At 41.4% G+C, this 20,608-nt stretch carries 10 protein-coding genes; all 10 read left to right on the plus strand.

The features are described from left to right. Positions 1-6 precede the first annotated feature (6 nt). The gene (locus tag HCN54_RS10135; RefSeq protein ID WP_167597703.1) at positions 7-1,833 is read left to right on the plus strand and encodes a discoidin domain-containing protein; all 1,827 of its coding nucleotides are present in this window, start codon (positions 7-9) and stop codon (positions 1,831-1,833) included. Positions 1,834-2,003: 170 nt separating this feature from the next. Further along, entirely contained in the window at positions 2,004-4,508 is a 2,505-nt protein-coding gene (locus HCN54_RS10140) for a glutaminase domain-containing protein (protein WP_240924852.1), read from the plus strand. Between the two features lie 665 nt (positions 4,509-5,173). Next, positions 5,174-8,314 (plus strand): SusC/RagA family TonB-linked outer membrane protein, encoded by a 3,141-nt coding sequence (locus HCN54_RS10145; RefSeq protein ID WP_167597704.1) that lies wholly within the window; start codon positions 5,174-5,176, stop codon positions 8,312-8,314. 12 nt (positions 8,315-8,326) lie between these two features. Then, entirely contained in the window at positions 8,327-10,207 is a 1,881-nt protein-coding gene (locus HCN54_RS10150) for a RagB/SusD family nutrient uptake outer membrane protein (protein ID WP_167597705.1), read from the plus strand. Positions 10,208-10,225: 18 nt separating this feature from the next. Further along, positions 10,226-10,915 carry a DUF3823 domain-containing protein gene (locus HCN54_RS10155; protein ID WP_072980083.1) on the plus strand — a complete coding sequence of 230 codons (690 nt, stop codon included), beginning with the start codon at positions 10,226-10,228 and terminating at the stop codon, positions 10,913-10,915. A 174-nt stretch (positions 10,916-11,089) separates the two neighbouring features. After that, positions 11,090-13,381 carry a GH92 family glycosyl hydrolase gene (locus HCN54_RS10160; protein ID WP_240924854.1) on the plus strand — a complete coding sequence of 764 codons (2,292 nt, stop codon included), beginning with the start codon at positions 11,090-11,092 and terminating at the stop codon, positions 13,379-13,381. Between the two features lie 11 nt (positions 13,382-13,392). After that, positions 13,393-14,841 carry a Gfo/Idh/MocA family protein gene (locus HCN54_RS10165; protein WP_167597707.1) on the plus strand — a complete coding sequence of 483 codons (1,449 nt, stop codon included), beginning with the start codon at positions 13,393-13,395 and terminating at the stop codon, positions 14,839-14,841. A gap of 256 nt (positions 14,842-15,097) precedes the next feature. Next, the gene (locus tag HCN54_RS10170; RefSeq protein WP_167597708.1) at positions 15,098-16,072 is read left to right on the plus strand and encodes a glycoside hydrolase family 43 protein; all 975 of its coding nucleotides are present in this window, start codon (positions 15,098-15,100) and stop codon (positions 16,070-16,072) included. 27 nt (positions 16,073-16,099) lie between these two features. Beyond that, positions 16,100-18,271 carry a beta-L-arabinofuranosidase domain-containing protein gene (locus HCN54_RS10175; RefSeq protein ID WP_167597709.1) on the plus strand — a complete coding sequence of 724 codons (2,172 nt, stop codon included), beginning with the start codon at positions 16,100-16,102 and terminating at the stop codon, positions 18,269-18,271. Between the two features lie 41 nt (positions 18,272-18,312). Beyond that, positions 18,313-20,604 (plus strand): GH92 family glycosyl hydrolase, encoded by a 2,292-nt coding sequence (locus HCN54_RS10180; protein ID WP_167597710.1) that lies wholly within the window; start codon positions 18,313-18,315, stop codon positions 20,602-20,604. The last annotated feature ends 4 nt before the right edge of the window (positions 20,605-20,608 follow it).

Here is a 20,608-nt window from a genome sequence, read left to right on the forward strand (position 1 = left end):
ATAATTATGAAAAAAACTATATACACTATCTTACTGGCATTTGGGGTATTTATGATGCTTCAATCCTGTGGAGATGACGACTCGTCTCTGGTTACCGGCGAGCCGGATTCTGTTGTGAATAATGATCCTGAAGGTTCTCCGCTACGCGGAATTACACTTAGCTGGAATGACCAAGATGAAGATGTTTTACGTCAATATTTTGATGTTTCGGCTGCGGTCTATTACGACGCTGAAGTAGATCGCGCAATAGAATGGCCATTCAATTTCTTTAGTAATTCATGGGCCTACGTGGTTGAAAATTACGGTACCTATGGTGAAAAGAGTTTGCTTTATGTGATTGGTCACGGCGAATCTGACAGCCCTACGTATTACAAAACCATCTTTGATGATGATGCCGGCAATCGTAGTTTGATAGATCTTCCTATCACAACTACTGAAGGATCGGGTGCTACGCTTGATATGGCTTCTGCTTTAATGGCTCAAGTGGTTGAACACTCTAGCAACGGGGTTCATAAGTCACCTGCAGCTGCAGTTTGGGGAGACACCTACAATCAGATCTTCACCTATGACCTCTATGTAAATCTTGGCCTCGAGGCAGAGGCCGAACGAGTAAAAACAGCGTTCAGCGCTACCTCAGTAAATTATCCTAATACCGAAACCTTTTGGTTCAGAGATTGGTTTTTGCCTATTTATGAGACCTACAATGGAGGTATCACGCTCAACAACTTTTTTAAAGTTCTTGCTGCCAACTATCCCATTGACGGAACCGATTATGCCCGCGATATGAATTTAGGCGAACTCGTGCATTTTTTTAGCGGTGCTACCGGCGAAGATCTTGAGCCGCTTGCAGAAAGTGCTTTTGGTTTTGATGATACCAATAAAAACGAATTGCTTCAGGCGCGTGCAGAGTTTCCTAATTTGAACTATCCTTTTGATCCCGCTTCAGAATTGATCGACGTTACTTCAGAAGGCAACGCGACAATCGTAGTAAGTAGAGATCACCCTAACGGCGCAGACTCTGCCGAAGGTTCGCTTAAAGTGATTGATAATGATTACACCACAAAGTTCTTAACTAATGGTTTTCCGCAGGAATTTTATATGCAGCAAAACTTTGAGTTTGCTCAGGTGGTAAATAAATACACATTTACTTCGGGTAATGATGCGCCTGACCGTGATTTTAAAACCTGGGAACTTTTGGGTTCTAATGACGGAGCCAACTTTGAGGTTTTAGATACACGTACAGACCAAACCTTTACGGCGCGTAATCAAACTAGAGAATTCACATTTGACAACGATCAAGCTTATCGCTATTATCGTATTAATGTGCTAGAAAACAACGGTAGTACGCTCATTCAATTAACAGAATGGAGACTGCTTAATCTTAAGCTTTTAACCTTTGGACCTCAGGATATAACCGCTACGGCTATAACAACGGTTAGTCGCGAAAATCGTAATGGCGCAGATTCTAACGAAGCTTCCATTAGGGTAACCGATGGGGATACGGGCACCAAATTCCTTTTGTTTGACTTTAATAATCCTGAGTGGATTCAGCAAGAGTTTGCGCAAGGGGTTCGCGTAACAAAATATTCACTTACTTCTGCAAATGATGCTCCTGGCAGAGACCCTGTAGATTGGACGCTTTCAGGATCTAACGACGGAATCAATTTTACAGAAATAGATTCAAGAACCGGTCAGTCTTTTGAAAGCAGAGGACAAACGCGTGAGTTTTTGATCACTAATGATACCAGCTATACGTATTATCGCTTAGACATTTTAGCCAATGGTGGCGATAGTTTGTTTCAATTAGCTGAATGGCGCTTGTTTGCTGAATAATTTAGATTGACCTTCAGCTTAATACCTTAATATCCTGAGCCCTTAAAAAAGGGTTTGGGATATTTTGATAAAAGAGAATAACGCACTGCTGAAGCCATTTTGATTATTAAGGATCGAGCCCAATTACCTTCCACTTTGTGGAAAAAACCAGAATAACTAAATTTTAAACTATGAACAGAAACAGTTTATTGATGCTTAGCCTTCTGTGCCTCTTTGTATTTTCGTGCAAAGAAGAGGAAGCCACAGCACAAAACGAAAACGATGTAAATGCCGCCAGCGCTTCGTTGCGCGCACCGGCCTACCCGCTCATTACCCACGATCCTTATTTGAGCATTTGGTCTATGGGCGACGAACTTAATGCTAGCCCCACTAAGCATTGGACCGAACGAGACCACGCCCTCACCGGAGTGCTTCAGCTAGATGATAAGTTTTATCAATTCTTAGGAAGCGAGAGTAAAGTTTATGAGACCATCCTTCCGGCTTCAGATGAAGAAACCTATTCCGTTAGCTATTCAGAAAGTAAACCTGATGAAAATTGGATCAGCACCAGCTATGATGCTTCTGCTTGGAAAACCGGGGAAGCACCTTTCAGTGAAAATGAAAGTATGGCTAAAACGGTGTGGAACACAGATGACTTGTATTACAGACGCAGCTTTGATCTGGAAACTACAGATCTGGAAAGTTTGTATCTAAAATTAAGCCATGATGATAACGTAAAAGTTTGGCTTAACGGGGTGCAAATCGCAGATATCAACGGCTGGCAAAACAGCTACAAGTACTTGCCTATTCCTGAAGAAGCGATGCAAACGCTCAAAACGGAAGGGAATGTACTTGCGGTACACATTCGCAACACCGCGGGCGGACAATTTTTAGACGCCGGATTGGTGACTGAAGCCAAAACGCAAACCAACTCGATCGTCAAGAAAGCAAAACAGATTGATGTGGCTTTTAGAGCAAATCAAACCGAATATGTTTTTGACGCCGATGGAACTCAGGTAAATGTGACATTTACCTCTCCGTTATTGATCGAAGATCTTGAGATCTATAGCAGACCTATTTCGTACATCAATGTAAAAATAGCAGGTAAAGAAGGGCAACAAGCCAAAGTATATCTGGGAGCTTCCTCTGCTATTGCGATCAACCAACCGGTGCAAGAGGTGGAAGTTTCAGAATATCAAAACGAAGGGCTTTCGGTATTGAAAGCAGGGTCAGTCGCGCAGCCGGTATTAGAGAAAAAAGGAGATGACCTACGTATTGATTGGGGATATTTATACGTTGCTGCTCCTGCTGAAAATGTACAGCAATATGTTTCTCCGGCTGACAAAGGGTTAGAAGCTTTTGCTACCGGAAGTATACAGGACACTGATGCTGAGACAACCGGTAAAAACCTTATCCTGAATACCGTTGCAGATCTTGGTAAGATTGATGCACAGGGCGCAGAACAAGTTTTTATGATTGGTTATGATCAACTCGAAGCGGTGAATTATTTTGGAACCAGCCTTAAACCGTGGTGGTCTAAAGACGGTGCAACAATGAATGCTGAGCTTGCTGAAGCGTATGCTAATTACAACGGCGTGATCAATAAAGTCAAAACTTTTGATCAGAAATTGTACGATGATGCATTAGCTGCAGGTGGTAAGAAATACGCAGATCTTTGTGTTGCCGCTTACCGTCAAGCCATTGCTGCTCATATTCTCGTAGAAGCGCCTAATGGTGATATTTTGTTTTTATCTAAAGAAAACAACAGCAACGGTTCGATCAATACTGTGGATGTCACCTACCCTTCTGCTCCATTATTTCTAGTTTATAATCCAGATTTACTTAAAGGAATGCTCAATGGAATCTTTTACTACAGCGAAAGCGGAAAATGGAAAAAGCCATTTCCGGCGCACGATATAGGAACTTACCCTATTGCTTTAGGTCAGACCTATGGAGAAGATATGCCGGTAGAAGAAGCAGGAAATATGCTTATCCTAACTGCGGCAATCGCTCAAGTAGAAGGCAATGCAGAATACGCTAAAGCGCACTGGGAAACGCTTACCACCTGGGCAGATTACCTGATGCAAAGTGGTTTTGACCCAGCCAACCAATTATCAACAGATGATTTTGCCGGTCATTTAGCGCGAAATGCTAACCTTTCGGTAAAAGCGATTATGGCCATTGCTTCTTACGGGAAACTTGCAGCGATGCTGGGAGATACTGCAACTGCTGAAAAGTATACCAATGCCGCTAAAGAAATGGCTGGTAATTGGAAGAACATCGCGGCAGATGGCGATCACTACACCTTGGCTTTTGAAAGCGAGGGCACCTGGAGCCAGAAGTACAACCTGGTTTGGGATGAGATTCTGGGCTTGAATATTTTTGATGAAGACGTTCATAAAACAGAAATCGCCTATTATCTAACCAAACAAGAAGACTACGGTTTGCCATTAGACAGTCGTAAAACCTACACGAAGTCTGACTGGATTTTATGGACGGCAACTTTGGCTGATAATGAAGCCGATTTCAATGCACTAATTGATCCGGTTTGGGAATTTGCTAATACCACACCAGACCGCGTACCGCTTTCTGACTGGCACGAGACCACTGATGCGCACAAAGTTGGTTTTAAAGCCCGCTCTGTGGTAGGTGGTTATTTTATTAAAATGCTCAAAGAGGAACAGTTGAGCAAGTAGTATTAAATTAGCGTTAATACTATGGAAGCGGAGTCTCACCAACTCCGCTTTTTTTCTACCCCAAAACGGAATGTATTTGCTTATTGAACAAGTAGTATAGCGCAGTACTAAAATCTCTTAAGCATAATATGATAAACTCATTAGCACTGAAATATTTCTTAATAGTGTAGGCATAAGCATGATAATGAACATTTCACCTTAGTTTCTAACAAAAAGGCAGTTTTTGGCTTGTAATAAGATGACAGTAGAAAGCGTCTTCCATTACCTAAAAAATTACCGCAATTACGATTTCATCAAAAAAATAAGATAACTCCTAAAAAAATTAACAATTGATCAGGTTTTGGAATGTGCTCACCTACCGTTGACACAAATACCATATCGTTTGAAATGAATTGTTTTGCGCTCAATAAATTCAAACGTTATAGTTTCAATATAAAACCTAATAGTCATTTAAGATTTACATATGTAACTACAAATTGTCTTAAACATCACTATTTGCGTCAATATTGCGTATTAAACGTAAAATTTACTTTTAATATTTATACCAGATAAAACGTTTTTATACATTCGTCAAACTTTACGATATCGATATCGTAACGCGTTATTCTCTTAAAATTTTAACAATCAGAAATTTTAAAAACTAATTCACACAAAAATGAAACTCAATGAAAAAACTTCTACTGAACTCGATTAAATGGCATCCCTTGCTGATGTTGGTTCTAGGCGTTTTGTGTTTACAGAATACATACGCACAGGAAAATATCACTGTTGAAGGAAATGTAAGCGCTGCAGGAGAAACCGCAGGACCACTGCCTTACATAACCATTTTGGTCAAAGGGACCACACGGGGAACCACCACAGATTTTGACGGAAATTATAGCATTAGTGCTGCACCTGATGCTACCTTAGTATTTAGCTATGTAGGTTTTAAAACCAAAGAAATACCTGTTGATGGCCAAACCCAAATAGATGTGCAACTTGAAGAGGATATTGCCGGCTTAGATGCTGTTGTGGTAACCGGATATTCTACACAAGATAAAAAGTCGATCACCGGTTCTATTGCAACCATAACCAGCGAAGATCTGGAGAAAGTGCACGGAGGTGCTACTGTAAGTTCTGGATTAGCCGGTAAAATACCTGGGGTTAGCTTCCGTATGAATGACGGACGCCCCGGAGCAAGTGCTTCCATTCAGATACGTAATATGGGTACTCCTCTTTACGTAATTGATGGTATTCAGCAAGATGAAGGTCAATTCAACAACATATCTCCTAACGATATTGAAAGTATAACGGTACTTAAAGACGCCTCAGCTGCTGTTTATGGGGTTCGTGCCGCAAACGGTGTAGTCGTAGTAACTACAAAAAAAGGACGTAAAGGAGTTAAAAATACGGTCAATGTTAATGCATATGTAGGCTGGCAAAACTGGTCTCGTTTTCCTGAGACAGTAAACGATTCTTATCAATGGATGTTAGGTAAAGCTGAAGCCGAAGTCAACCAGTACGGCTCTACAGGGATCACTCCTGAAGAATTAGAAAAATACCGAATTGGTGAAGATCGTGGCTATCAATCCTTTAACTGGAAAGATTTTATCATCAAGAAAAATGCACCGCTTACCAACGTAAACGTAAGTGCTACCGGAGGTTCTGAAAACATCAGCTATTATTTATCTGCGACTCACTTAGATCAGGAGTCGGTATTAGGTGATGAGTTTACTTTTAAAAGAAGTAATATTCAAAGTAATGTTGACGCTAATATCACAGACCGTCTTAAAGTTGGTGTACAAATCAATGGCCGCGTAGAGACGCGTAAAAATCCTGGTATTCCCGGAGCAGATGACTACTGGCTACCTCGTTTTGCTATTTTGCGTAATCGCCCATTCGAGCGTCCGTATGCTAACGACAACCCGGAGTATCTTAACGATATAGGGCATAATGAAACCAACTGGGCATTACACAACTTTAAAATAGGTGGTTATGCAGAAGATATTTGGCGCGTACTACAAACCAATTTTTCTGCAGAATATGACATTCCCGGTGTAAAAGGTTTAAAAGCAAAAGGAATGTACTCTTACTATATTGCAGACCGCGTACTCAATGGTCATGAATACACTTACGATGCATACACCTACGATCCTGAGAATGATGTCTATAATGTAACTGGTGGAAGTTCAAACCCTTGGAGGGAACGCAGAACCCGCAAGGTCTTGAGAAATATTTATCAAGGGCAGTTACAATACAAGCGTAAATTTGGAGACCACTCTGTTGAAGGGCTGTTTATTGTTGAGAGACAAGAAGCAAGGTTTCAAGAGCAATGGGTACACGCCGTTCCAAAAACAAATACGCTACCTCTAATTTATTTTTCAGACACTGATGCTTACGATGATTCTGATAATGAAGAAGCACGTATAGGATACATAGGTCGACTAAACTATAATTATAAAGACAAGTATTATTTAGAAGTTTCTGCGAGACGCGATGCCTCTTGGAAATTTGCACCAGACAAGCGTGTGGGATATTTCCCTTCTGCATCAGCAGGTTGGAGAATCACCGAAGAAGAATTCTTTAAAGAGCTTATAGGTGATGACAGCGTTTTAAATAATCTAAAATTCAGAGGTTCATATGGTATCCTCGGAGATGATAATATTGGTATTGGGCCTTACGATTATTTAACAGGGTATAACTACAATCAAGGCGTAGCTATTTTAGATGGAAACCCTGTGATCGCTAGCCGTGATAAAGGGCAGCCTATCACAAACATCTCTTGGTTTAAGAGTAAGATCACAGATATTGGAGCTGATTTTTATCTATTTGACTCTAAGCTATCTGGTTCTGTTGATTACTTCTACAGAAAGCGTACGGGGCTAAGAGGACGTAAATATGACATCCTTATCCCAAATGAATTGGGTTATGGTCTTCCTGATGAAAACGTAAACTCTGATGCTCAATATGGTATAGAAGGAGCATTATCCTACGCTACAAATTTTGGTGAAGTGACCTTTAATGTTTCAGGTAATGCTTCTATTTCAAGAAGTAAATTCTTAGAATCATATAAGCCTCGCTTTGATAACTCGTATCAGCAGTACCGTGCATCTTCAGAAAACAGATACAATACAATTTTCTGGGGCTACACAGCATTAGGGCAATTTCAGTCTCAAGAAGAGATCGACAACTACCCTGTTGATATTGACGGTCGCGGAAACAGCACCTTGCTACCTGGTGACATTATTTATGAGGATGTTAATGGTGATGGCCGTATAGATGGTTATGATGAAACCCCTATTGGCTATAATAATTACAACCCGTTGATCAACTTTGGGTTCAGTCTTTCTGCGGCCTATAAAGGCTTTGACTTAAGAGCAGATTTCTCTGGTGCCTCAGGATACTCTTGGAACCAAAGCTGGGAACAACGCTGGGCGTATCAAAATAATGGTGCGCTAAACAAAATTTTCCTTGATCGTTGGAGACGTGCAGATCCGTTTGATCCAAACAGTGAGTGGATTCCGGGTAAATATCCTGCATTGCGCTTCAATGATGGCGGCCATAGTAACTACAACAAAAATTCTACATTTTGGCTGCATAACGTCACTTATATCAGAGCTAGAACACTAGAGTTAGGCTACTCGCTACCAGACACTTTCCTTGAAAAAATCAATGTTTCGAGAGCGCGCTTTTATGTTAACGCATACAACCTCTTCTCTATTGATAATCTTGCTGAATTTGGCGTAGATCCAGAAATATCTGATGATAATGGGTTACAGTATCCGCAAAACAAATTTGTAAATGTAGGAGTCAACATCTCACTTTAAAAAATGAATGCAATGAAAAAATATATATATTTCTTAATAATTCCCTTTCTGTTGGGCAGTTGTTCCTCAGATAGTGAATTTTTAGATCGCGAGCCTTCTAATATCTTAACTCAGAATCAAGCGTTTGGCAGTCCAGATATCGTACTATCAGTATTAGCCGACCTATACAATCGCTATTATGATTTTGGTACTGTAGAAGATTGGTCTTCTCTGGCGCAATTTAATGTTGCCTTCTGGTCAGAAGCCGGTAGATATGGCTATTTTCAAAATGGAGGCTACGGCTACGGTGATTGGGGAACTTGGGACTATGGTTACATAAGAGAAATGAATCTTTTTCTTGAGCGTCTTGAGCTTTCTGAGGCTTTAGATCCCGCAGATAAAGCACGATTTGCTGCTGAAGGTCGGTTTTTAAGAGCTTCCTACTATTTTACTATGGTAAAACGTATGGGAGGCGTACCGCTTATTCTTGAATCTGAAACCTATGACTTTAGTGGAGATGCGACTTATTTACAACATCCACGTGAGACCGAAGCTGCGCTTTACGACTTTGTAATCAGTGAGGCTGATGCGATTTTAGCAGATCTTCCTTCTGATGTAAATACAAAATCAAGAGCGAGTAAAGGTGCTGTTCTCGCTATGAAGGCTCGTGCCGCCTTATATGCCGGTTCTATTGCTAGATATGGAGCGAGCACACCTCAGGTATCGTTACCTGGTGGCGAAGTAGGTATTCCCGCATCAAGAGCAGAGGAATATTACACTACTGCTCTAAGTGCTGCACAGTCTATTATTAATGGCGAAGTAGGCAATTATTCACTATATGAGAAAAAGCCTGATCTGTCTGAAAACTTCGCAAGTATTTTTTATGATAAATCCAATAATCCAGAAGCGATCTTTGTCGAAGACTACAAACTGCAAAGCGGTAAAGTACATGGCTTTACTATTGCAAATCAGCCGCGTTTTGGTGCTGAAGAAGAGGAAGGTGGCCGTATCAATCCGGCGCTGAGTTTAGTGCAGTCTTTTGAAACGTTAGACGGTGAGTATGCACCGCTACCTATTGAGGATGCCTCAGGAAATCCTATTTATTACGATACACCAGAAGGGGTTTTTGCTAACAGAGACGCACGTTTAATGGGGACGGTAATAGTGCCAGGTTCTTCATTTAAGGGTCGCGAAGTAGACATTTTTGCAGGTATTCAACTCGCTGACGGAACCATCATCAGCGGCGATTCTCGCGGACAACAAAAAGAAGTGATGGGCACAGATATGAAGGTCGTAGGTTTTGACGGACCAATAGACGGATTAGAATTTACAGCGCAGACCGGTTTTTATATTCGAAAATATCAAGATCCTAAAGCAGGGTCGGGTCAACGTGGAACACAAAGTGACGTATGGTTTATTCGTTATCGCTATGCAGAAGTATTGCTCAACGCAGCAGAAGCAGCTTTTGAATTAAATCAACCTGCTGTAGCAGCAGGTTATCTCAATCAAGTGCGTCGTCGTGCCGGGATCACAACAGATCTTGCCGCTGCAGATATCACTTTTGACCGTATCGCGCACGAGCGCTTTGTAGAGTTTGCTTTTGAAGGGTTACATTTCTTCGACCTTAAACGCTGGAGAATTGCTCACGAAGTGCTTGATGGTACTCCTATGGATGCTGCTACAATAACCGATAATATAGGAGATGCGACCAAGCGACTTACGCAACCTTTCGGACTTTGGCCTTATAAATATTACAATCCGGGAGATGCTAATGACGGCACCTATATCTACAAGATTGTAAAGCCAAATCGCGTTACCGGTGCAGATCGTTTTCAGTTCGGGAACTACTACTCAGAGATCGGAGCAGGAATTTTAAACAACAACCCATTGATTGTTAGAAATCCTAATCAATAATTTTAAAAGCCTAAGATTATGAAAATCACAAATTATATATACTTAGCAGCGACAGCATTGCTCTTTGCATCCTGCGAAATTGACAACTATGACGAGCCGGAATCCTTTTTCACCGGAAACATCGTGTACAACGGGGAGCCTATTGAAGTTGGTGCGCGCGAAGTACGTTTTCAGCTCTTTCAACCCGGTTTTGGAGCCTTAGCTCCACTAGATATGCATCTGGATCTAGATGGCTCTTTTAGTGGACGCTTTTTTGACGGGGATTATAAACTGAAGTTCATTAATGGTCAAGGACCGTTTAAAGCCTATGAAGTGAACGAGCAACAAGGCGATACTATTTTTATTTCGCTACGCGGAAATACTGAAATGGATATTGAGGTGCTGCCCTACTATATGCTTAGTGGCGAAACCTTTAGCGCAAGCAGCACTGCGGTTGACGCCGCTGCCAATTACGATCAGATCATTACAGACGCAGATGCAAGAGCTATTGAGTTTGCCAGATTATATCTTAACGATACAGAACAAGTCTCTAATAACGGAGATTATCATAGGGTATGGAGTGATATGACCGTGGGTTCTGGTAACCTTAGCGGCAGTACCGCTTTACCAGACGGCTATGCCAAGCCTTATATTTTTGCTCGCATTGGAGTTAAGATCGTAGGTGTGGAAGACATGCTTTTTAGCCCGGTTCAAAAATTAGACCTGTAAATTCTTTTTTAGTTGAAGTTGAGAAGGAAGTCCGTAAAGCAATTTTCGGGCTTCCTTTATTAAATATTAAAATTAACTTAAGAAATCTAAACCAAAGTAAAACGTTTTACTTATATTGAACCATTAAAATATTTCAAACGTTATAGTGAAACGCTTATTTTTAATATAATGCAAGTGTTTAAACAACAAATACAAAAACTCTTTCTTAGCCTGCTGCTCTTTGGTTTGAGTTTGTATCAGCCAATAATAGCACAGCGTAACTTATCAGACTACGTAAACACGCTTCAAGGTACTAATTCTAAATTTGAACTTACCAGAGGTAACACCTACCCTACTACAGCGCTTCCTTTTGGGATGAATACCTGGACACCTCAAACAGGTCCTAATGGTGACGGATGGAAATATCAATATTTTAAAGAAACCATACGCGGTTTTCAACAAGCGCACCAATGCAGTTCCTGGAGTAACGATTATGCAGTATTCTCCTTAATGCCGGTAACTCAAAGCTTAAAGTTAAATGAGAATGATAGGCAATCTGGATTTAGCCATAATGACGAGACTGCGAAGCCCTATTACTATCAAGTAAATCTTGATAACGGAGTCAATACCGAAATGTCTCCCACTGAGCGTGGAGTTCATATTCGTTTCAGTTTCCCTAAATATGAAAAATCTTATGTAGTGCTCGACGGCTATACAGGAATTAGCGGTGTTGAGATCGATCAAAAAAATAAACGCATTTCAGGATACGTGCATAATGGCAGAGGGATGGAGCGTTTTGAGCACTTTAAAAACTTTTTTGTCATCGAGTTTGACAAGCCATTTAAGGCTTTTGGTACTTGGGATAACACAAATGGTGCTAAAAAAGAAAGCAATACCTCAGCAGAAGGCAAAGGTAAAGGTGCATATATTCAATTTAATAATGGTGCTGATGTACAGGTGAAAATTGCCTCTTCGTACATCAGTCGGGAGCAAGCGCAACGTAATTTGAATAATGAATTAGGTAAAGCTAAAAACCTTGAGGCTACTAAGGCCGCGGCTAAACAAATCTGGAATGAGCATCTAAGTAAAATCTTAGTTGAGGGTGGCTCTGAAGAGGATATGAAAACCTTTTATTCTTGCTTTTTTAGAGCGAGTTTATTTTCTCGTAAATTCTATGAACTCAATGAAGCCGGAGAACCTTATTACTTTAGCCCTTATGATGGCAAGGTGCACGAGGGATATATGTATACTGATACCGGATTTTGGGATACATTTAGAGCACAGTTTCCGCTTAATGCGCTTCTTTATCCTGAGATGCACGGCAGGTATGTTTCGGCTCTTTTAGATGCCTACGAGCAATGCGGGTGGTTGCCTTCTTGGTCCTTCCCTAGTGAAGCCGGGAGTATGATAGGCAACCATGCTATCACCCTATTTGCAGATGCATGGGCAAAAGGCATACGCACCTTTGACCCTCAAAAAGCTTTAGAAGCCTATTATCACGAAGCAACAGAAAAAGGTCCGTGGGGCCCGGCGAATGGTCGTCACGGTCATAAGGAATATTATACGTTGGGTTATGTGCCCTATCCTAAATATGGTGAAGCCACTGCTAAAACATTAGAATATGCCTATGATGATTTTTGCGGATATAATTTGGCAAAAATGACCAACAATACATTTTATGAGAATGTATTTGGTCGCCAAATGTATAATTACAAAAACGTATGGGATTCTAGTGTAGGCTTTATGCGTGGCAGAAAAGCTGACGGCTCTTGGGTTCCTGATTTTGATGCGTATGAATGGGGAGGCCCGTTTACTGAAGGGAATGCTTGGCACTACATGTGGTCAGTATTTCAAGATCCCAAAGGTCTTATCAATTTAATGGGTGGTGAAGAACGTTTTAACGCTAAAATGGATTCTGTTTTCACGGTACCTAATACCGTTCACGTGGGAACCTATGGTGGAAAAATTCACGAAATGACCGAGATGGAGATGGCAGAAATGGGCCAGTATGCCCACGGGAATCAGCCTATTCAACATATGATTTATTTATACAATTACTCGGGTCAACCCTGGAAATCCCAGCAAAAAGCCCGTGAAGTAATGGGTAAACTATATAATTATACAGAAAACGGCTATCCCGGTGATGAAGATCAGGGCCAAACCTCATCCTGGTATGTTTTAAGCGCTATGGGATTTTATAGTGTGTGCCCGGGAACTAACGAATATGTTGTAGGAAGTCCAGTTTTTAAGAAAACAACGATTAGCCTTGAAAATGGTAAAACCTTTACCATTAACGCCTCTGATAATTCAGAACAAAACGTTTATATCAATACAGCTCAACTTAACGGAAGCGCTTTCTCAAAAAACTACTTAACTTATCAACAACTTTTAGACGGAGGTACTTTTGACCTTCAAATGAGTGCTACACCAAATAAGAAACGTGGCATACAGAATACAGATAAACCTTTTTCACTCACAGAATATTAAAAACCAAAAACATGAAACAAAAAAAGAACTCCCATTCTACCGAAAGAAGAGACTTTATTAAAAAGGCTTCTATAGCTTCTTTAGGTATTTCTATTGTACCCAGACACGTATTAGGAGGTGTAGGGTTTACTGCGCCCAGTGACAAACTTGTTGTTGCCGGTATAGGTGTAGGTGGAAAAGGAGAAAGTGATATTAAAAGTTTTGCCGATTCTGGTTTGGCAGAAATCGCGTTCTTATGCGACGTTGATGACCGTAGAGCTGCTAACTCAAGAGCACGTTTTCCAAAAGCGAAATACTATAAAGATTATCGCGGAATGCTAGAAAAAGAAGGCGATAAGATTGACGCTGTTTCTGTTTCTACACCAGATCACAACCATGCTGTTCAAGCAATGGCTGCTATGGAAATGGGCAAGCACGTTTATGTGCAAAAACCTCTGACCCATGATATTTATGAAGCGCGCCAGCTTACCGAAGCTGCAGACAAATACAAAGTGGTTACGCAAATGGGTAACCAAGGAGCGTCAAACAACGGTACGCGTTTAATGAGCGAGTGGTTTGATGCCGGCTTGATTGGTGAGATTGAAGAAGTATATTGCTGGACAGATAGACCGGTTTGGCCTCAAGGAATTCCGTGGCCACAAACGCCTGAAGCAGTCCCAAGCGAACTAGATTGGGATCTTTGGTTGGGTACTGCCCCTTATAAAGATTATGTAGGCGGCTTAGTACCGTTCAACTGGCGTGGTTGGTGGGATTATGGTACAGGCGCATTAGGCGATATGGGATGTCACTTGGTTGAAGTTCCTGTGCGTGTGCTTAACCTAAAATATCCCAAGGATGTACAATGTAGCGTAGGAAGTGTGTATGTAGATGAATTCAAGCGCGGTTATTTCCCTGAAAGCTGCCCTCCATCAAGTCACGTTACAATGACCTTCCCTAAAACCGATAAAACAAAAGGAGACATCAAATTACACTGGATGGACGGAGGTATTCAGCCGGCTCGCCCAGAAGAATTGGGTCCAAACGAAGTCTTTGGAGACGGCGGAAACGGAGTGCTATTTGTAGGTACTAAAGGTAAAATGATGTGTGGTACCTATTCTGAAAATCCACAACTATTACCGACTTCAAAAACAGAACGCACTCAAGTTGCCGAAAAATATGAGCGTGTACCCGGCGGTGCAGGCGGTCACTACAAGCAATGGGTAGAAGCTGCTCTTGCCGGATATGGCAAAAAAGAAGTGAGTTCGCCGTTTAGCGTTGCAGGACCACTTACAGAGACCTTATTAATTGCCAATCTCGCTATAAGAGGTTTTGACATTCGCAAGGAACTTGAAAATGGAAACGTAGAATACCCGGGGCGTTATATTGAAATGCTTTGGGACGCAGAAAATATGCGTGTAACTAATTTTGAAGAAGCAAATCAATTTGTGAAGCGTAATTACCGCGAAGGGTGGAAATTATAATATATAGAAGCTAATACCCACCGAAGCAACACAGCTGATTGTGAACAGGAAATCTACTTTCTGGACCTTCGTTTCCTTTACAAGGTTTTTGAAAGTAGATTTTTTTATCTCAAAAAGAAATACGTAGTAAACTATCATTTGGCAAATCTCATACTCTTTAATCTTGAGCACCCGCCATTAAAATTTTAAAAATTCTCAGCACTACTAAAACGTTTTACTATTGTATGTATTATATTTAGAACCTCAATTTAGAATTATGAAAAAACTTTTGACGCTTTTACTTCTTTCGGCACTTTTCACCAGCTGTGCTCAAAAAAAGGAAGTTGCTAACAACAACCCTGTTTTTCCGGGATGGTATGCAGATCCTGAAGGGATCATTTTTGATGACACCTATTATATCTACCCTACTTATTCTGCTCCGTATGAAGAACAAGTATTTTTAGATGTATTCTCTTCGCCCGATCTCACCGAATGGACAAAGCACGAACGCATTATAGATACTTCGGCAGTAAAATGGGCTAAGCGTGCAATGTGGGCGCCTTCCATCATTAAAAAAGATGATAAGTATTATTTGTTCTTTGGAGCTAATGATATTCAGAGTGACGATGAATTAGGTGGAATTGGAGTCGCAGTAAGTGATTCTCCTGAAGGTCCGTTTAAAGATCATTTAGGCAAACCTTTAATTGATAAGTTTCACAATGGTGCACAGCCTATAGATCAATTTGTGTTTAAAGATAAAGATGGCTCGTACTACCTGTATTATGGAGGTTGGAGACATTGTAACGTCGCTAAATTGAATGATGATTTCACCGGTTTCATTCCTTTTGAAGATGGTACGATCTTTAAAGAAATCACACCAGAAAGTTATGTTGAAGGTCCATTTATGTTTATCAAAGACGGTAAGTATTATTTTATGTGGTCTGAAGGTGGCTGGACCGGTCCTGATTACAGTGTCGCTTATGCCATTTCTGATTCTCCTTTTGGCCCTTTTAAAAGAGAAGATAAGATCTTACAGCAAGATCCGGAGATCGCTACTGGTGCCGGGCATCATAGTGTAATTCACCCTCAAGATTCTGACGATTACTATATGGTCTATCACCGCAGACCTTTAGACGAGACCGATCAGAACTCTAGAGAAACCTGTATTGACAGAATGTATTTTGACGAAAACGGTCGTATTAAAACCGTTAAGATCACCAATGAAGGCGTCGAGGCTCACCCCCTCGACTAACCGGACACACCACCAGAAACAACTAAAATGAAAAAATATAATCTACTGAGTTTCCTTGCAGGTTGTCTATTGCTACTTTCCTGTGATGATTCTCAAAATAAAAATATAGACATAACTACTGTAGATAAGCCTTCGGTAGCTACAACAAATATAAATTATGTAAGCAATCGCGCTCCGCTTGCTCCAAGTGCGCTGATCAAACTTCCGCTAGGCGCAATCAAACCAGGAAGCTGGCTAAAAGAAAGTCTGCAACGTCAAGCCGATGGCCTTATGGGCAATCTTGGCGAGATCAGCGCGTGGTTACAAAAAGACGACAATGCTTGGTTATCTGATGATGGCACCGGTGCCTGGGGCTGGGAAGAAGTCCCTTACTGGTTAAAAGGCTATGCGAATACCGGCTATATTTTGCAAGATTCTTCGATGATCAAAGAATCGCAAATTTGGTTTGAAGCTGCGCTGAAAAGTCAGCGTGAAGATGGCAATTTTGGTCCTAAAATGTTTTCAGATCGCGATGGCTCTCAAGACTTCTGGTCTAATATGATTATGCTGTATTGCTTGCAATCGTATTATGAAGCAACTCAGGATGAGCGCGTGATCGACTTAATGACCAAATACTTTAAGTATCAAAACAGTGTACCTGATGATAAAATGCTTTCAGGTGTACATTATTGGCAAACCTTGCGCGGTGGTGATAACCTTTATAGCGTGATCTGGTTGTATAATCGTACAGGAGATAAATTCCTTCTGGATCTAGCCGAAAAACTACACCGTACAAATGCCGACTGGTCGAAGCGCGACAATACTTTAGCCGAAATTCACAACCATAAAGAAACCCGCGAAGGAATGGAATTTCCAGACTGGTTTAGCAAATTGGTTGACTGGCATAATGTAAATATTGCACAAGGTTTTAGAGAACCGGCGCAATATTATCAGTTAAGTAAAAACGAAGAAGATCTGCAAGCCACCTATGACGACTTTAAGATCATAAGAGATTATTTTGGTCAGGTGCCTGGCGGAATGTTTGGTGCCGATGAAAATGCGCGTCCCGGCTATAGCGATCCCCGTCAAGGAGTTGAAACCTGCGGAATGGTAGAACAAATGAACAGCGACGAGCATTTGCTGCGCATTACCGGTGATATTTTTTGGGCAGACCACGCTGAAGAGGTAGCTTTTAACACCTACCCTGCTGCGTTAATGCCAGATTTTAGATCGTTACGCTACATCACCAGCCCCAATATGGTGTTGAATGATGATGCAAACCACAGTCCGGGGATTGCGAATTCGGGTCCGTTTTTAATGATGAACCCATTTAGTTCAAGATGCTGCCAACATAACCACGGACAAGGCTGGGCCTACTTTACCGAAAATCTTTTTATGGCAACGCCAGATAACGGTCTTGCGGCTGTTCTTTATGCTGCAGGTTCGGTTACGGCTAAAGTGAGTGATGGCAAAGAAGTGACGGTAACTAATGACTCAAACTACCCATTTACAGAAAGTTTAGACTTTACCGTAAACACTGCGGAAGCTGTGGAGTTTCCATTATACTTTAGAATTCCGGCGTGGGCCAAAAATGCTTCGGTAGCATTGAATGGTGAAGCACTTGATGCAAATCCTTCAGCAAATACCTATTTACGTATTGAGCGGGAATGGAACGACGGTGACACCATTACTTTAATCCTTCCGAAGGAATTAGGTTTACGAACCTGGGAAGCCAATAATAACAGTGTAAGTCTTGATTACGGTCCGCTGACTTTTTCGCTTAAAATAAAAGAAGAATATCCAACGAAGAACAGTTCGCAAACCGCAGTTTGGGATTCAAAATGGCAAAAAGATGCCGATGTAGAAAAATGGCCTTCTTTTGAGATTCATCCAGCCTCACCGTGGAATTATGGCTTAATTTTAGACAAAGATCATCTTGAAGATTCGTTCACCATTGAAACTAAGTCGTGGCCAGAAGACGATTATCCATTTACGGTTGATGCTGCTCCTATTGTGATCAAAGCAAAAGGAAAACGCATCCCACAATGGACGATTGACCAATATGGTCTTGCAGGCGAACTGCAGCCAAGTCCCGTAAAATCTACAGAACCGGCTGAAGATATTGAATTAATTCCTATGGGCGCAGCGCGTTTACGCATCAGTTCATTTCCGGTGATCGGAGAAGGCAACGCCGCAACCACTTGGGAACCTACTAAATAAATCAAACACTCTAAATACACACTAATCGCAAATTGAAGCTTATGAAAAAACTACTTTTAGGTTTGTGTACCACATTGCTAGTTACTGCCACGCAAGCACAAGAAACGCTGGTAGAAGAGGTACCAAACCCTGTAGACTATGTTAACCCGCTTATGGGAACCGACTCAAGCCCGGGTTTATCAAACGGAAATACCTATCCTGCCGTGGCTGTGCCGTGGGGAATGAATTTCTGGACGCCACAAACCGGACCTATGGGACACGGTTGGGCATACACGTACAATGCAGATAAAATACGTGGATTTAAGCAAACCCACCAACCATCGCCTTGGATGAATGATTACGGACAATTTTCATTAATGCCGGTAACCGGTGGTATGAAATTCAATCAGGATGATCGCGCGAGCTGGTTTTCGCATAAGGCGGAAGAATCTACGCCATACTACTACAAAGTATACTTAGCAGATCACGATGTTACTGTAGAACTTACACCTACAGAACGTGCTGCACAATTTAAAATGACGTTCCCAAAAGCCGACAGTTCGTATGTAGTGATCGACCCGTTTGATAAAGGATCTTATGTAAAAGTGATCCCGGAAGAAAACAAGATCATTGGTTACACCACAAAATATGCGCGTGGTAAATTGACCAATTTCAAAAACTATTTTGTCATCAAGTTTGATACACCTTTTAGTGATGTAAATACTTGGCAAAATGATACGCTGGCAAAAGGTCAAGCTGAAATGACAGCAGATCACGCCGGAGCGATCGTTGGTTTTAAAACGGAAAAAGAAACTGTAGTCAATGCTAAAGTTGCTTCGTCATTCATCAGCTTTGAACAAGCCGAATTGAATTTGGAACGCGAAATTGGCAAACAAGATTTTGAAACTACCAAACAAAACGCACGAGCACTTTGGAATGAAAAACTAGGCCGCATCGATGTAGGTGGTGGTACTATTGACCAAGTAAGAACGTTTTACTCTTGCTTATACAGAACCTTATTCTTCCCTAATAAGATGTACGAGATCAATGCTAAAGATGAGATCGTACACTGGAGCCCGTATAATGGTGAAATTTTACCGGGATATATGTTTGCCGGTACCGGTTTCTGGGACACTTTTAGAGCGCTTTACCCGTTCTTAAACCTGGCTTACCCATCGATCAACAAAGAGATGCAAGCTGGTCTTGCCAATGATTTTAAAGAAGGTGGCTGGTTACCAGAATGGTCTAGCCCTGGTTACGCCAATATTATGGTAGGTAACAACTCGGCTTCTGTAGTTGCAGATGCATACATTAAAGGCTTGAGAGGTTATGATACTGAAACACTTTGGGAAGCATTAGTTAACGGTGCGAATAATGAAGGACCTATGAGTGCTGTAGGTCGTGCCGGTGCACCATACTATAACGAACTAGGCTATGTTCCATATGATGTTGGTGTAAATGAAAGCGCCGCAAGAACGCTAGAATATGCTTACGATGATTTTGCGATCTATCAATTCGGAAAAGCGATCGGAAAGCCTAAAAAAGAGATCGAGATCTATAAAGAGCGTAGTATGAACTACAAGAATCTTTTTGATCCTAGCTACGGCTTGATGCGTGGTAAGAATGAAGATGGTAGCTGGCAAGAAGATTTTAACCCGTTCAAGTGGGGTAACCCCTTCACTGAAGGAAACAGCTGGCATTACAGCTGGTCTGTATTTCACGATGTACAAGGACTTATAGACTTAATTGGCGGCGAAGAAAAGTTTGTTAAGAAATTAGATTCTGTATTTTCTATGCCTCCTATTTTTGACGAAAGCGTTTATGGTGGGGTGATTCACGAGATCCGTGAAATGCAGATCGCAGATATGGGACAGTATGCGCACGGTAATCAGCCTATTCAGCATATGATCTATTTATACAACTACGCCGGTGCTCCTTGGAAAACACAATACTGGGCGCGTGAAACGATGGACAGAATGTATATGGCAACTCCTGATGGTTATTGCGGTGACGAAGACAACGGGCAAACTTCTGCGTGGTATGTGTTCTCTGCAATGGGCTTCTACCCTGTTGCTCCTGCTACAGACCAGTACGTTCTTGGTGCTCCTTTATTTAAAAATATGACGATCAATTTAGAGAATGGAAAAGAGATCGTGATCAAAGCTCCAGAAAATAGCGATGAAAACCGCTATATTGAATCGATGAAAGTCGATGGAAAGACCTATAACAAAAACTGGTTAAGCCACGAAGAATTGATGAAAGGAGCCACCATAGATTATGAAATGAGCGATACTCCTAACAAATCTCGAGGAACCAAAGAATCGGCGTACCCGTATTCACTTTCTAACGAATAAATAC

Origin of the sequence: Leeuwenhoekiella sp. ZYFB001 (assembly GCF_011784865.1) — a bacterium.
Classification (GTDB): Bacteria; Bacteroidota; Bacteroidia; order Flavobacteriales; family Flavobacteriaceae; genus Leeuwenhoekiella; species Leeuwenhoekiella palythoae.